The following is a 14,255-nucleotide window of genomic DNA, read 5'->3' as shown; positions in this document are numbered from 1 at the left end:
GGTTAGGCTGGGATGGGGGCGCTTCCGGGTGCGAACAGGCCGTTCTGTACCATCGCCGCGAGCGGCGGGCCGTACGCGATGAGCAACAGCAGGAACGTGAGGACGACCCAGACGCGGAAGTTATCGAGGATGCTCGGGCCGTGCTCCGGGCCGGAGAGGGCCTCGGGAATGTGCCCGTTGACGGCGAGGGGTTCGGCGCCGCGGTCGCCGAGCCACGTCGAGACGACGACCGCGAGGAAACACAGCAGCGAGGCGAACAGGAGGAAGGCCCCGCCGACGGTCTGCAAGTGGAGCTCGCCGATGGTCGCGATCGGCGTGTTGAAGATCACCTGCTCGTACTGTGGTTCGGAGGTGCGCCGCGGGACGCCCGCGAGGCCGACGCGGTGCATCGCGTTCGACATGAACACCATGCCGACGAACCAGAGGTAGGGCTGGACGGCGGCGAGCGTCCGCAGCCGCAGACGCTTGCCGCTGAGCTGCGGGAGCAGCCAGTAGGTGATCGCCATGAACGTCAGCGCGACGGCGGTCCCGACGGTGAGGTGGAAGTGGCCGGGCACCCACATCGTGTTGTGGACGAGGGCGTTCACGTTCAGCCCGGCGTTCACCATCCCCCCGAACCCGCTCGCGGCGAACGCGAGGCCGGCGAGCGCGATGCCCGAGAAGGACGGCTTCTCCCACGGGAGCGCGCGCAGCCACTTGACGAGGCCTTTGCCGCCGCGCTGGCGGGCGCCGTGCTCCATGCTCGCGACGACCGTGAACGCGGTGAGGAGGCTCGGCAGGAGGATGAAGTACGTGCTCGTCATCTGCACGAACTTCAGGCCCTGCGAGAGGCCGGGGTCACCGTACTGGTGGTGGACGCCGACCGGCGTGCTCAACACGAGGAAGAGCACGAAGACGACGCGCGCGAGCGGGTCACTGAAGAGCCGGCCGCCCGAGAGCTTCGGGAAGATGGTGTACCAGACGAAGTACGCGGGCAGCAGCCAGAAGTAGACGACGGCGTGCCCGAAGTACCAGAAGAGCGTCCGCGTCAGGAGCGGGTCGACGCGGGGGATGAGCCCGAGCGACCACGGCAGGAGGAAGACGACGACCTCGACGGCGACGCCGAGCGTGCAGACGAACCAGAGCAGCATCGTCGCCACCGCCATGAACGTCTGTAAGGGGATGCGCTCGTCGGGGTTGTCCGCGCGCCACTCGCGGAGTGCGAGGACGTAGTCGACGCCCGCGCCCCACGAGCCGACGATGAGGAGCGCGAGGCCGAGGTAGAACGTCGGGCTCGCCTCCAGGGGCGCGTAGAACGTGTAGAGGACGGCGGCGTGCGTCGGGATCCAGCCGACGATCCCGCCGAGGACCGAGACGAACGCCAGCACGGTGCCGAGCGTCATGAGGCCGAGCCAGCCCCACGTGAAGCGCAGATCGCGAAAGCCCGTATCGAGGCTGCGCGTGACGCCCCACGTGAAGAGTCCGACGATGAAGAACGTCGTGAAGACGAGAGCCATCAACACCCCGTGTGCGGTGAGGATGGAGTAGTAGTCGACCGCCGAGAAGAGCGAGCGACTGTAGCCCGTGCGGAAGAGCGCCTGCAGGACGCCGAGCGCCCCGCCGAGCCCGATGGAGGCGAAGGCGATGGCGAACGCCGCGCGGACGACGCGCGCCTCACCGGGGAAGTCGTCGATGTACGTCACGCGCGCTCACCCCCCGAGCGCACGCGACTCTGCCGGGCGGCGCGGACGGCGTTCATGCCGACACCTCCGGTGCCGCGACGGCCGCGCTCGCGTTCGCCGCGTCGGCGGTCGCGTTGGTCGCCGTGGCGTTCCCCGACGCGGCGCTCCCGTTCTTCGGGAGCTCGTCGGCCGGGACGACGATGAGCTGGCCGGCCATGCTCTGGTGGCCGGCGCCGCAGTACTCGTGACAGACGATCCCGTACGACTTCGGCTCGTCGAACTCGGTGGTGAGTTTGGTTTCCTGTCCGGGGATGACCATGGCGTTCAGATGCGTGCCGACGACGTCGAACCCGTGGACGACGTCGGGGCTCGTGACGTAGAACGTCACGGTGGTGTTCGCGGGCACCATGATCGGCTCCTGGGTGCCCGGCTGGAAGAGGAACTGGCGGGCGACGACGTTCACGACGTAGTGATCGTCGTCCACCCAGTGGCCGCCGGGGTCGGCGAACCGCGTCTGATCGAGCCCGTTCGGGTCGAGTTGCTGTCCGGTGTCGCCGACGGTGCCGACGCCCATGCCGGCGACGCCGTAGACGATAGAGGCGACGAGCGCGACGATGAACACGAGCGATACGGCGAGCCAGATCTTTTCGAGGCGGTGTATCTCCATTGTGTTAGCCGAAGATGTGTGGGCCGTTTCCGAGGAATTCGACGAAGTACATCAGCGCCCACGCGACCGAGATGATGACGAAGTAGACGCCGAGCAACGTCGCCGTCCCCCACGGATCGTACTCGTCGTGATCGAGCTCGCGCTCGGGCGACGCCGGCGGTGCCTCCGTGGTCTCCGGGGGCGCTTCCGACGGTCCGCGATCGAGGACGCCGTCGAACGCGCCGGCGCGGTGGTAGTCCCAGAGGAGGTACGCGACGATGGACGGGATCGCGACGGCCGAGGGACCGGCGATCCACGCGATGTTCCACCAGTTGAGGTCCGGGATGACGCCGCCGCCACCACCGCCACCGCCGCCACCGCTGTTGCCGGTGACGAAGATCCCACCCTTCATCCCCATCGAGAGGTGGGGCGTACAGTAGTACGTGTACGTCCCGCTCGTCTCGAAGGTGTGCGAGTGAGTGTACCCCTCGTTCTTGATGGAGTCGACGCCCTCCCAGCTCGCCCCCGAGGGGGCCGACTCGATCTGGATGTCGTGGGTGTTCGACACCCACTCGAAGGTTACCTCGGTGCCCGGCGATATCTTCAGCGCCGGCGGGGCGTAAGCGTAGGAGCCCCCGTTGCCCTGTGCGCCGACTTCGACCGTAACCGAATCCTGACCGGTCTTGTCGACCGTCGTCCCGTCGTAGTTCCCGACGGCGCCGCCCCTCGCGGAGTCGGTGAACCAGTCGCCCCAATCCGCGCTCGCGTTGCGACCGCCGCTACTGCCACCGCCGCCGCTCCCACCGACGACGATGGCACCCTTCATCCCGAGCGAGAGGTGAGGCGTGCAGTAGTACTTGTAGACGCCGGCGGTCTCGAAGGTGTGCGAGTGGGTGTACCCCTCGTTCTCGATGGAGTCGACGCCCTCCCAGCTCGCCCCCGAGGGGGCCGACTCGATCTGGATGTCGTGGGTGTTCGACACCCACTCGAAGGTCACTTCAGTGCCCGGCGAGATCCGGACGGCGGGCGGAGCGTAGGCGTAGGAGCCGCCGTTGCCCTGTGCGCCGACCTCGATCGTGACCGAATCCTGACCGGTCTTGTCGACCGTCGTTCCGTCGTAGTTTTTCGTTTCGGCGCCTCTCGCGTCGCCCGTGAACCATCCGTCGTAGCTCGGGCTGGACGCGGCCGCCGAAACCCCGGTGCTCGCGCTCAGGGCCGCGGCGACGGCGGTCGTGTCGCGGAGGAACCGCCGCCGGCTGTACCGTCGGTCAGACACCGTGCTCACGGGTCGGTGGCGACCCCTGTCTCGGTGACGTCGCCGTCGCGGCGAGCGGTCGTGACGCTCCCATGTGTGCGAGTCAGATGACCGCCCACTTATCCCATCGGGAGTTTCTATCCTGATTGGAACACCCGACAGCCCTTACCCGATCGGCGAGGGACTGACGTCTATGGCCGACGTTCCGCTCCACTGGCTGACCGCACTGGTGCTGTTGGCGTTCGTCCCCACCGCGGTCTATCTCGCGAAAAACCCTGATCCGGTCGTCGTGCTCACGTTCCTCAACGTCGCCCTCATCGCGGGGCTCCTCTACCGGTGTTTCATCCCCGAGAAGCGCGCTTCGACCGGCCACGCCTGAGCCCGCCGTATCCGACGCGCGTCAGCGCGGCACCGGTTCGACGGGTGCCCCGCCCTCCGAGCGCTCACGGTGTGAGACGCGAACCCGGATCTCCCCGTCCGCTCCGATGTCGAGTTCGATGTCGTCCACTAACCGCCGGTATTCGTTGACCGGCTTGCGTCCGCATCGCGCCCGAGTCCGCTCCTCCAGCAGTCCGGCCTCCGTGAAGAGACTGAGCTTCCGATAGGTCGTCGAGAGCGGGATGTCGCACGCCTCCGAGATCTCGCTCGCCGAGCGAGCGCGCTCGTCGGTCGCGTCGAGGATCGCGTGCCCGTCGTCGGCGTTGAGCGCCGCGAGGAGTGATTGCACCGTCTCCGGGCAGTCGACGACCGTCGCGCCGTCGTCGGATTCCCCACCCGCGCGCGACACCGTCTCCGAGAGCTGAATCATACTCAGACGTATCGACGGGAGGAGAAACAATTGACAGTCCCAATAGTGGGGTGGTTTATATACGGCGCCGGACCCGCCCCGTCGCGCGCCGTTCTCGCGCTGTCGAAATAAGAGGGGGATATTTATTGTGATACGACGATCCACTCTCTACGATGGGTAGCGAAGAGGAAGCCGAATACACCTTCGTCTGTCCCGAGTGCGGCGAGTCGCTCGACGTGAACGCCTCGATGAAGGACGCGCTCCTCGACAGAGGGTGTGTTATCTGCGGTGCGTCCGTCTCTCGCTCGGCGTTCGCATAGTCTCCCCTGTACCGTCGGGACGCGCCCTGTCACCGTTCGGCGCGTGCCGAGACGGATGGACAGAGTAATATTCATTGCACCTCGTGCTTTGACCGGATACGAGCCGATGGCCCTGAACACGCAGACCGAACTATCACCCGACGAGACGGACGCGATATTGGGGCGTCACGAGACCGGCGTGATCTCCCTCGCCCGCGACGACGATCCCTACGCGATCCCGATCTCGTACGGCTACGACCCGGACGAGCGAACCTTCTACCTCCGCTTGGTCTCCTCTCCGGAGAGCGAGAAGCGTCAGTTCCTCGCGTCCGCCCCGGCGGCACGCCTCGTCGTCTACGAGGAGGAGGCGGATACGTACCGGAGCGTCGTCGCACAGGGCCAGCTTCAGGAGATCGATCGAGACGACCTCTCCGTCGAGCACATCGAACAGTACGGCGAGGCCAAACGCCCGCTCTTCGAGATCTGGGGCGAGGAGAAGCGCGATCTCGACATCAACCTCTACCGACTCGTCGCGGAGACCCTCTCCGGCCGCGAGATCATCGTCGAGCGCGATCACTGAGCGCCGTCGACCCCGCCCGCGCCGGGTCGGGTGCTTCACGTTCAAGTACCCCCGCGTCGAAGGGTCGCCCACGGCTATGCCGTCCGGGATCCGGACTACCGTCTCGTTCCTCGACGCGGACGTCTGTCCGCTCGGCACGCTCTCGAATCGAGCCGCGGCGACCCTCTCCTCGATCGCGGTGGCCGAGCGGCGAGCCGACACCGATCCCCCGTCTCGCGTACGCGTGCTCGAGTTCTCTACGGGAACGGCGCCGGACTCGCTCGCTGACGCCCCAAACGCGGACCCGGACCCGGTGCCGGTGCCGATCTTCGAACACGGTGAGACGATTCGCTACCGGCTCGACGTCGACGCCGACGTGGACTGTCCCCGGCGGCGGCTCTGCGAACTCGGCTGCCCGGTCGTCCGCCACGAGGTCCGCGCGGGCGTGCCGAGACTCACGTTCTACGCCGAGGATTACGACCGGCTCCGGGACGTCGTCGCCGACCTCCGCGAGCGGTTCCCCAGCATGGACATCGAGCGGTTCGTCCGCTCGCCCGCCGAGAGCACGTCCGGCGACGACGTCTTCGTCGACGCGGGTCGGCTGACCGACCGGCAACTCGAAGTCCTCGAAACCGCCTACGAGATGGGGTATTTCGAGCGGCCGCGGCGCGCGAACGCGACCGAGGTCGCGGCGGCGCTCGGAATCGGACCGACGACGTTCAGCGAGCATCTCGTCGCGGCGCAGTCGAAGATACTCGACGACCTCCTCTAAGTCGAACCGCGCGCTCGATCGCCCCGTGCGGCGGTCGTCGGGGCGGACACGTGACGTGGTCCGCGGATCGAACGCGCCGCGCTCCCGACAGCGTTTAACGGTGTTCGATCGAAGTGCCAGTGATGCGAACTCGGACGGCCGTCGCCGCCGTCGTGGTGTTACTCGCCCTCGGTGGCGTCGTCGGCGTCGGCCTCTTCACGGGCTCTTCCGGCGGGCTGTCCGTCGACTGGGTCTCGGATACGCCGCGGTCGAATCAGGTGAACCACCATCCGGTCACCGCCGCCGCGGCCGACGACCGCGTCGACGTCGTCGCACCGGTGAGTTCCGTCGCGGGGGAGGACGCGCGCTGTGCGGTGACGATGCTGAACGCGAGCGGCGGGATCCGCTGGCAGCGCGCGATCGATCCGGATCGGTGCGCGATCCACGGGATCGGCGATCCGGTGGTCGCCGACGCGACCGGCGACGGGCGCGCGGACGTGCTCGTGCCGACGACCGAGGAACGCCTGTACGTCTACGACGCCGACACCGGGGAGACCCAGTGGACGCAGAACCTCACGTCGTTCGGGTACGCCGGCCCCGTCGTCCTCACCGAACCGCGGCGTCTCGTCGTCCAGCCCGACTTCCGGGGGTCGGTGTTCGCGACCACCGCGAACGGGAGCGTCGCGTGGCGATACGACATCGACGAGACCGTTCTCGCCACGCCGAAGCGGATCGACGTCCCGAGCGTCTCCGGGCCGACTATCGCCGTCGGATCGAACGAGAACCTCACCGTCTTCGACGCGACCGGTCGCGTCGTCTGGCAGCGACCGACCCGCGGGACGTGGCTCGCCGCCGGCCGCCTCGACGGACAGAGCGTCGTCGTCGCGTCCGGCGGGTCGACGATCACCGCGTTCGACGCGGACGGCGCTCGACGCTGGCAGCGCACGAACTGGACGCGGCCGTCACTCGGTCACGTCGAGGACGGGGACGGCGACGGAACGCCCGAAGTCTACGTCGGCGGCGGCGGCGACGTCGTCGCCGCGTTGAACGTCAGCACGGGTGCGACCGAGTGGCGAACGACGCTCTCGACGGACGCGGACGTGCTGCCGCCGCCCGTCGCGGGCGACGTGGACGGCGACGGCGCATCGGAGATCGTCGCCGTCACCAACGACGGCACCGTCTACGTGCTGTCCCCGCGAACGGGGGACGTACAAGCGTCGTACAGCCGGGACGTCGCCGTCTGGGCGGAGCCGACGCTCTTCGACATCGACGGCGACGGCCGCGACGAGATCCTCGTGATGTACGGTGACGGTCGCGTCGTCGCGCTCTCCGACGACACCGACACCTCGTAGCTCGCCCGCACGACGAGCGCCGCGAGCACGCCGCCGTCGACGGCACACGGACGGTCGGGCGGACCACGGTCGATGATGAGACCACATTAGTAGACGATCCCCGAACGGGGGAGTGAGATGACGGTGCACACTCTGGGGGGATCCGCGATGACTGACCAACGCGCCCGGATCACGTCGCGCGTCGCCGACCGACGCGGCGGCCGCTTCGCCCGACTCGCCGAGGACGCCTTCGACGTATGAGGGGACGCGCACTCCGCCGGGCCGTCTGGGCGGTCGTGTCCCTCCTCGTGACTGCCGGGACGGTGAGCGCGCACCAGATCCAGGCGTCGCGGTTCGCAGCGCCGATCCCGCTCGGCTATCTCTACGCGGGTGCGGGCGTGACGGTCCTCGTGACCGCCGCGGCGTCCGCGCGCCTCGTCTCGGATCCGACCGCGGACGAGCGGACGCACGCCGTGCTCGGGCGGCGGGCGACGCGTGCGCTCGTCGCGGGCGTCCAACTGCTCGCGGTCGCGGGGTTCGCGGTCGTGCTCTATCGGGGGTTCGTCGGCCGCCAGATCCGCGCCGCGAACGTCGCCACGCTCATGACGTGGGTGCTCGCCGTCCACGGGCTCGCGCTCGTCGCGGCGCTCGTCGGCTCGCCGTGGCGCGTCCTCGCGCCGTGGAACGCCCTCTACGACTGGCTCTGCCGGCTCGAAGGGCGAGCGGTGGCGCTCCGTGAGCGGGACGTCGCGTGGCTCGGCGGCTGGCCCGCGCTCGCCGGATTCCTCCTGCTCGTCGGCGTGCTGGAGAACCTCACCGTGGTCCCGGAGTCGCCGTCGAAGACGGCGGCGCTCCTCGCGGCCTACACCCTCTGGATGCTCGCCGGCCTCCTCGTCGTCGGTCCGACGTGGCGCGAGCACGCCGACCCGGTCGGGGTCTTCCTCGCCCTCCTCGGTCGCGTCGCACCGATCGCCGTGCACCGACGCGACTCCCGACTCGGGGCGACGCTCCGCGCGCCGTGGGCGGCCTGCGCGCGGCCGGTGGCATCGGTCGGCCGCGTCGCGTTCGTCGTCGCCACCGTCTACACGATCAGCTTCGACGGCTTCACCAGCACCCCGCAGTTCCAAGCGCTGCTCGTCGGAGCGCACGGACTGCTCGGCATCTCGTACACGGCCACCGAGATCGCACTCTACCTCGCCGGCTTCACTGGCTTCCTCGCGGCGTTCGCGCTCACCGCCGTCCTCGTCGACCGACTCGGCGGCGGTCACGACGTCGTCGCGACCGCGCGACACATCGCGCCGAGCGTCCTCCCGATCGCCGTCGTCTACGAGGTCGCACACTACAGCACGGCCGTCGTCACGTCGGCGGCGCGCGTCGCCGAGTTGGCGCTCGCCGGGATCGGCCTCGATGTCGCCTTCGCGCCGCTCGCGTGGCTCTCCGTCCCGACCTACTGGGGGTTCGAGGTCGTCGTCATCGTCGCCGGCCACGTCGTCGCGGTCGTCGCCGCCCACTACGCGACGCTGCGCCGCTACGACGACCGAACGCGAGCGTGGCGGGCACACGGCCCGCTCGTCGCGCTGATGGTCGCCTACACCGTCCTCTCGCTCTGGATCGTCTCCCGCCCCGTCGTGTCGTGACAGGGGCGCTGGCGGCCGGATCGGGGTGCTTCGAGCACCGGCGGGTCGAATCGACGCCGAGAGCACCGGGTGCGTCGGATGCGGAGTCATCGATCGCACACCGCCGTCGCGTCCTCGGCGAGCGGCCCGGCCCGGACCGTTATCCGGCGGTAGCGCGTTGATCGAACCACCGTGTACCGGTACGGTCACTACGGCGCCGCGCTCCTCGCGTACGCGCCGATCGCGTTCGCCGTGGCGGCGCTCGGGTTCGAGACGCTCGTGTTCGTCGGCGCGCTCGCCACGCTCGCCCTGACGACGGTCCCGGATTACGATCAGCGGATCCCCACCGTCACGCATCGTGGGCCGACGCACACCGTCTGGTTTGCCGCCGTCGTCGGGAGCGTCGGCCTCCTCGTCGGGGTCGTCGTCGGAGCCCGGTGGAGTGTGCCGGCCGCGGTCGGCCTCGGGAGCTTCGGGTTCGTCGTCGCCGCGAGTTCGATCTTCGCACACATCGCCGCCGACGCGCTCACGCCCGCCGGCGTTCGCCCCTTCGCCCCGTGGAACGGTCGGCGCTACACGTACGATATCGTGACGGCCGCGAACCCGATCGCGAACTACGCGCTCCTCAGCCTCGGCCTCCTCGCCGTCCTCTCGGCGTTCGGTGCCGGTACGGCGCTCGCCGACGCCGCTACGGGCGTGTGACGGACGTCGCGGAGAGCGAGTTCTCGCTCACGGCGGGCGGCGTCTTTATGCGAAACTGCGACAAAGGTTGGTATGAGATGTCTCAGCACGAGCCGCGCGAAGAGCTCTACGTCGATCAGTACACGCTGGGTCTCGTCGGACCGGATCAGGAGTGGGCGGGGACGGTCACCGACGGCGGGACGATCACCACGTACACGCCGCCGGGCTGTTGGGGCCCGATGATCACGCCCTCCTTTCGCGGCGGCCACGAGGTGACGCGTCCGATCCGCGTCGAGGGTGCCGAAGTCGGCGACGCCGTCGCGGTCCACGTCCGCGACGTCGAGGTGACGAGCATGGCGACGAGCACGGGTTCGATGGCCGAGCGCGCGGGCGCGTTCCAGGACGACCCGTTCGTCGACCACCGCTGTCCGGAGTGTGGCACCGCGTGGCCCGACTCGATCGTCGAGGGGACGGGTGAGGACGCGATCCGGTGTGCGGAGTGCGGCGCCAACGCCTCCTCGTTCGGCTTCGAGTACGGCTACACCGTCGCGTTCGACCACGAGAACGCCGTCGGCATCACGCTCGACGCGGACGGGGCTCACGAGCTCGCGTTGAACGCCGCGGAGGTGATGGACATCCCCGAGAACGCCCGACAGCATCCGATCCTGTTGTACGAACCGGACGGGATGCCGGGGACGCTAGGGCGCCTCCGACCGTTTATCGGCAACATCGGTACGACGCCGTCGGTCACGATGCCCGACTCGCACAACGCTGGCGACTTCGGACAGAACCTCATCGGGGCGGAGCACGACTACGGCGTGAACACCGAGGCGGATCTCGAGGAGCGCACCGATGGTCACATGGACATCCCGGAAGTCCGTGCGGGAGCGACGCTCATCTGCCCGGTGGACGTCGACGGTGCGGGGCTCTACGTCGGCGACCTGCACGCGAACCAGGGTGACGGCGAGCTCTCGTTGCACACGACCGACGTCAGCGGGACCGTCACGATGGACGTGGAGGTAATCGAGGGGCTCGAACTCGACGGGCCGATCGTCCTCCCCAACGAGGCGGACCTCCCCTTCATCAGTAAGCCGTACGGCGACGCGGAGCGCGAGGCGGGACTCGATCTCGGCGCCGAGCACGATGTCGACGTGACGACCGAGATGGGGCCGCTTCAGGTGGTCGGCTCCGGCGCGACGGTGAACGCCGCCACGCAGAACGCCTTCGACCGCGCGTCCACGCTGCTCGACATGAGAGAGGGCGAGATCCGCGCCCGATGTACGTTCACCGGCGGCGTTCAGATCGGCCGCCTCCCCGGCGTCGTCCAACTCGACATGCTCGTCCCGATGGAACTCCTCGCCGACCGCGGGATCGATGGGCTCGTGCGCGAGCAGTACGGCCTGTAAGTACTCCCTCGCCGGTCACACCGGCCGTCAAGGGCGTTACCGTTACCCCTCTGTGTAATCCGGTCGCTCGGCGTACTCGATTGGGTCACGGACGCCGATGTGCTGGAAGGCCTGGAGGCGGAAGGCGCAGGCATCGCAGGTGCCACACGCGGGTTCGTCGTCGCGGTAGCAACTCCACGTGAGTTCGTAGGGGACGTCGAGTTCGGTTCCCTTCCGGGCGATATCGGTCTTCGACCACTCGGTAAAGGGAGCCTCGACGTTGATCCGGGTGTCGTCCTTGGTGCCGACATCGACGACCTGCTGGAAGGCGTCGAAGAATTCGGGCCGGCAGTCCGGATACCCCGAGAAGTCCTCGGAGTGCGCGCCCATGAAGACGGCGTCGCAGTCGTTCGCTTCGGCGTAGGAAGTCGCCATCGCGAGGAGGTTCGCGTTCCGGAAGGGGACGTACGAGGTCGGAACTTCGTCGCTCTCCAAGTCCGCTTCCTCGACGTCCATCTCGGCGTCCGTGAGCGAGGAGCCGCCGATCTTCGAGAGATGGTCGGTGGTGAGGTGAAGGAAGTCCGCCGCGTCGAAGTGTTCCGCCTGCGCTGTCGCACACTCGTACTCCGTGTCCTCCGTTCGCTGCCCGTAGCTCGTGTGGAGCATGTAGAGCTCGTAGCCTCGTTCTCGGGCGACGGCAGCGGCGGTCGCCGAGTCCATGCCTCCAGAGGCGAGGACGACGGCGCGCTTCGCGTCGCTCATTGCTGGCCCTCCGCGCGAGCGACCGCCGCGTAGAACTGTTCGCGCTCGACGTCGGTCGGGTCGCCGACCGTCGTCCGGGTCGTGGTCGTGCTCTCGGTCTCGATACCGCGCATCGCTTCACAGAGGTGGGTTGCGTTCATCTCGACAAGTACCGTGGGCGCATCCAGTTCGCCTGCGAGGCCGGACGCGATGTCGTTGGTGAGGCGTTCCTGCATGGTGAGTTGGCGGGACTGCCAGCGGACGTACCGCGCGAGCTTCGAGAGGCCAACGATCTCCTCGCCGGGCCGGTAGGCGATGTGGGCCGTCCCGTGGAAGGGGAGGAGATGGTGTTCGCAGAGCGAGTAGAACGGAATGCCGGTCTTCACGACGAGGTCCTCGGAGTCGGCGTCGAAGGTGCGCATCGTCGGTTTCGCCTCGGCGCGATTGCCGTCGGTGAGCGTCGCAAAGGCGTCGGGAACGCGACGCTCCCAGGTGTCTTCGAGGCCGGGCCGGTCGGGGTCCTCGCCGAGCGCTTCGAGGAGGAGGCGCGTCGCGCGCCGGGCCTTCTCCCGGTCGATACTCTCGCGTTCGGACTGCGTGAGCTGTGAGTGGTCGGTCATCGTCTCAGGTACCGGGGGCGTCGTTCCAGAGGTCGACGTGGAGGCGGGGCGTGTAGCGGTAGCCGTACTCCATCGCGAGCTCGGCGACCGCGTTCCGCGAGACGTCTAACTGCTCGCGCGTCACTCCCTCGGGCATCAGGAGGACGTCCGAGTCGCGAACCGTCGTCGAAGTGGCGTTCCGGACGCGATCGAGCAGATTCTCGATCTCCGGGAGGTCGTCTTCGCCGGTGACGACGAACTTCAATTGCGAGTCGTAGGCGTCGACGAGATCCGCGAGCGTATCGATATCGATCCGACGTTCGTCGTGGCGCTCGGCCCACTCGCCGTCGCCCTTCGGGTCTTTCTCCTCGGTGGGTGTGCTGGAGGCGAGTTTCGGGCTGATGCTCGCGAGGTCGATGGGTGCATCGCGATAGATGGTTCCGTTCGTCTCGACGGTCGTGTGGTAGCCCAACTCGTCGAGGCGTTCGAGGAGGTCGACCGACTGCTCGTGGATAAGCGGTTCACCACCGGTGAGAACGACGTGGTCGGCCTCCTCGTGAGACTCGACTTCCGCGACGATGTCGTCAATGCTCAGCTGGCCGTGCGTGGGCTCCCACGAGGTGTGGTAGGAGTCGCAGAACCAACACCGGAGGTTGCACCCGCTCGTGCGCACGAAGACGCTCGGAACGCCCGCGAGTGTGCCTTCCCCCTGGAGCGAGTAGAAGCACTCGTTGATCGGGAGCGTCGCGCCGTCAGACGTCTCCGCGCTCGACGGTTCGGAGTCGGCGGTCGAGTTGACCGGCATCAGTACCCCCCGGCGCAGAGCTCAGCCGTTTCCCGGACGGAAACAGAAATATCGGAGACGCGATCCGGGAGGGCGTCGTAGAGCTTCTCCTCCAACAGAATGCCCATCACTTCGGCCGTCGGCGGGTGTTCGAGGACGACGAGACCATCGGCGTCGTCGCTGGCCTCGAAGGCCTCGACGAGCGGGTCGCCGGCCTCGACGAGGAAGCGATGATCCCACTCGTCGATGACGTCCGTGACGTCGCCCTTGTCGACGACCCAGCCGTCCGAGGAGAGCGTACCGGTCACCTCAATGGAGATCTCGTAGTTGTGGCCGTGGGGCCGACTGCACTTCCCGTCGTGATGGAGGAGTCGATGGCCGGTGCTGATCCGGATGGGCCGCTCGCCGCCGATGTGGAGGGTTCGTTCCCCGGCGTCGGCGAGTGATGACGCGGGTTGCTGTTCGAGAGACACGATGTCGTGTTCTCTGAGGGCACCCAAAGTAATATCGATAGAATATCTATCCGGTGGCCGACTACGTGACCGTCGTCCGCGACGACCACACCGGCATCCGTCCCGGTCACGTGGCTGCACGAGCGCGCCCGGCAGAACGACGACAGCCGCGCACCGGACGTCTGGCGACGCTGGGTCCAGACCGGCGAACTCGCACAGTGGCCGACCGGCGACCCCCTCGACGCGCAGGGGCGGGTCCGTCGCTACGAGACGAGGGACACCGTGGTGAGCGACGCGTTCCGCGACGCGACGTTCGAACGGTACGGTGGCGCGTGTGCGATCACCGGGATCCGCGAGGCGTCGCTCCTCGATCTCGCACACGTCCTCCCGCGGGGCCAACGCCCCGCCCTCGCCGAACACCCCGAGAACGTCCGCGTGTTGAACGCGCTCCACCACCGCGCGTTCGACGCCGCGCTCTTCACCATCGACAGCGACTATCGGATCCGGACGAGTCCCTCGTTCGACCCCGCACACCCCTTCCTCGTGGAGACCATCGGCGAACGAGCGGGCGAACGCGTCGCACTCCCCGCGGATGCGCGCGTCCGAGACGCGTTCCTCGACCAACTCAACGCCGGTCTCTCGTGGCTGTGATCGGAGGCGGCGAGCGCTCCGCTCGACGGCTCCTCCCCCCGATAGCACCCCGTCGCT

The 14,255-nt window shown here is 68.3% G+C and carries 17 protein-coding genes; 9 read left to right on the top strand and 8 right to left on the bottom strand.

From position 1 onward, the window contains the following. Nucleotides 1-2: 2 nt before the first annotated feature. The 3 genes from J2754_RS06760 to J2754_RS06750 are packed head-to-tail and all read right to left on the bottom strand — an operon-like array spanning nt 3 to nt 3,592. Nucleotides 3-1,682, bottom strand: coding sequence for a b(o/a)3-type cytochrome-c oxidase subunit 1 (locus J2754_RS06760; RefSeq protein WP_188879256.1), 1,680 nt, complete (start codon nt 1,680-1,682; stop codon nt 3-5). A 52-nt stretch (nt 1,683-1,734) separates the two neighbouring features. Continuing rightward, the gene (locus J2754_RS06755) at nt 1,735-2,328 is read right to left on the bottom strand and encodes a cytochrome c oxidase subunit II (protein ID WP_188879255.1); all 594 of its coding nucleotides are present in this window, start codon (nt 2,326-2,328) and stop codon (nt 1,735-1,737) included. A 4-nt stretch (nt 2,329-2,332) separates the two neighbouring features. Beyond that, entirely contained in the window at nt 2,333-3,592 is a 1,260-nt protein-coding gene (locus tag J2754_RS06750; RefSeq protein ID WP_188879254.1) for a halocyanin domain-containing protein, read from the bottom strand. 163 nt (nt 3,593-3,755) lie between these two features. Between J2754_RS06750 and J2754_RS06745 the strand changes: the two genes are divergently transcribed. After that, nucleotides 3,756-3,941, top strand: coding sequence for a DUF8131 family protein (locus tag J2754_RS06745; RefSeq protein WP_188879253.1), 186 nt, complete (start codon nt 3,756-3,758; stop codon nt 3,939-3,941). A 21-nt stretch (nt 3,942-3,962) separates the two neighbouring features. Here the strand turns inward: J2754_RS06745 and J2754_RS06740 are convergent, their stop codons facing one another. Then, complete coding sequence (locus J2754_RS06740) at nt 3,963-4,370, bottom strand: winged helix-turn-helix domain-containing protein (protein WP_211086995.1); 408 nt, start codon at nt 4,368-4,370, stop codon at nt 3,963-3,965. Nucleotides 4,371-4,522: 152 nt separating this feature from the next. Here J2754_RS06740 and J2754_RS06735 point away from each other — a divergent pair, with 152 nt between their 5' ends. The 7 genes from J2754_RS06735 to J2754_RS06705 all read left to right on the top strand — a co-directional run bounded on the left by J2754_RS06735 (nt 4,523) and on the right by J2754_RS06705 (nt 10,992). Next, nucleotides 4,523-4,669, top strand: a complete 147-nt coding sequence (locus J2754_RS06735; protein WP_188879250.1) for a DUF7560 family zinc ribbon protein — start codon at nt 4,523-4,525, stop codon at nt 4,667-4,669. Between the two features lie 106 nt (nt 4,670-4,775). Next, entirely contained in the window at nt 4,776-5,228 is a 453-nt protein-coding gene (locus J2754_RS06730) for a pyridoxamine 5'-phosphate oxidase family protein (RefSeq protein WP_188879249.1), read from the top strand. A gap of 76 nt (nt 5,229-5,304) precedes the next feature. Continuing rightward, nucleotides 5,305-5,979 carry a helix-turn-helix domain-containing protein gene (locus J2754_RS06725; protein ID WP_188879248.1) on the top strand — a complete coding sequence of 225 codons (675 nt, stop codon included), beginning with the start codon at nt 5,305-5,307 and terminating at the stop codon, nt 5,977-5,979. 122 nt (nt 5,980-6,101) lie between these two features. After that, entirely contained in the window at nt 6,102-7,310 is a 1,209-nt protein-coding gene (locus J2754_RS06720) for an outer membrane protein assembly factor BamB family protein (protein ID WP_211086994.1), read from the top strand. Nucleotides 7,311-7,546: 236 nt separating this feature from the next. Further along, nucleotides 7,547-8,926, top strand: a complete 1,380-nt coding sequence (locus J2754_RS06715; RefSeq protein ID WP_211086993.1) for a hypothetical protein — start codon at nt 7,547-7,549, stop codon at nt 8,924-8,926. Nucleotides 8,927-9,097: 171 nt separating this feature from the next. Then, nucleotides 9,098-9,607, top strand: coding sequence for a metal-dependent hydrolase (locus J2754_RS06710; protein ID WP_188879245.1), 510 nt, complete (start codon nt 9,098-9,100; stop codon nt 9,605-9,607). Nucleotides 9,608-9,684: 77 nt separating this feature from the next. After that, on the top strand, nt 9,685-10,992 hold the full coding sequence (locus tag J2754_RS06705; RefSeq protein ID WP_188879244.1) for an acetamidase/formamidase family protein: 1,308 nt from the start codon (nt 9,685-9,687) through the stop codon (nt 10,990-10,992). Between the two features lie 42 nt (nt 10,993-11,034). Here J2754_RS06705 and queC read toward each other — a convergent pair whose 3' ends face one another. From queC to J2754_RS06685, 4 genes are read right to left on the bottom strand one after another with little or no spacing between them, the layout of a single operon-like run. Beyond that, on the bottom strand, nt 11,035-11,733 hold the full coding sequence (queC, locus tag J2754_RS06700) for a 7-cyano-7-deazaguanine synthase QueC (protein ID WP_211086992.1): 699 nt from the start codon (nt 11,731-11,733) through the stop codon (nt 11,035-11,037). Continuing rightward, nucleotides 11,730-12,332, bottom strand: a complete 603-nt coding sequence (gene folE, locus J2754_RS06695; protein WP_211086991.1) for a GTP cyclohydrolase I — start codon at nt 12,330-12,332, stop codon at nt 11,730-11,732. Before folE ends, queC begins: the two co-directional genes overlap by 4 nt. 4 nt (nt 12,333-12,336) lie before the next feature. Further along, entirely contained in the window at nt 12,337-13,116 is a 780-nt protein-coding gene (locus tag J2754_RS06690) for a 7-carboxy-7-deazaguanine synthase QueE (RefSeq protein ID WP_211086990.1), read from the bottom strand. Then, nucleotides 13,116-13,568, bottom strand: a complete 453-nt coding sequence (locus J2754_RS06685; protein WP_211086989.1) for a 6-pyruvoyl trahydropterin synthase family protein — start codon at nt 13,566-13,568, stop codon at nt 13,116-13,118. Before J2754_RS06685 ends, J2754_RS06690 begins: the two co-directional genes overlap by 1 nt. Before the next feature lie 264 nt (nt 13,569-13,832). Between J2754_RS06685 and J2754_RS06680 the strand changes: the two genes are divergently transcribed. Then, a complete protein-coding gene (locus J2754_RS06680) occupies nt 13,833-14,198 on the top strand; it encodes an HNH endonuclease (protein ID WP_211086988.1) in 366 nt (121 codons plus the stop codon). Nucleotides 14,199-14,255 lie beyond the last annotated feature (57 nt).

It is taken from the genome of Halarchaeum nitratireducens (assembly GCF_017874695.1).
GTDB lineage: Archaea > Halobacteriota > Halobacteria > Halobacteriales > Halobacteriaceae > Halarchaeum > Halarchaeum nitratireducens.
Note: the sequence above shows the minus strand (reverse complement) of the source record. Positions and strands in the feature narration are given on the sequence as shown.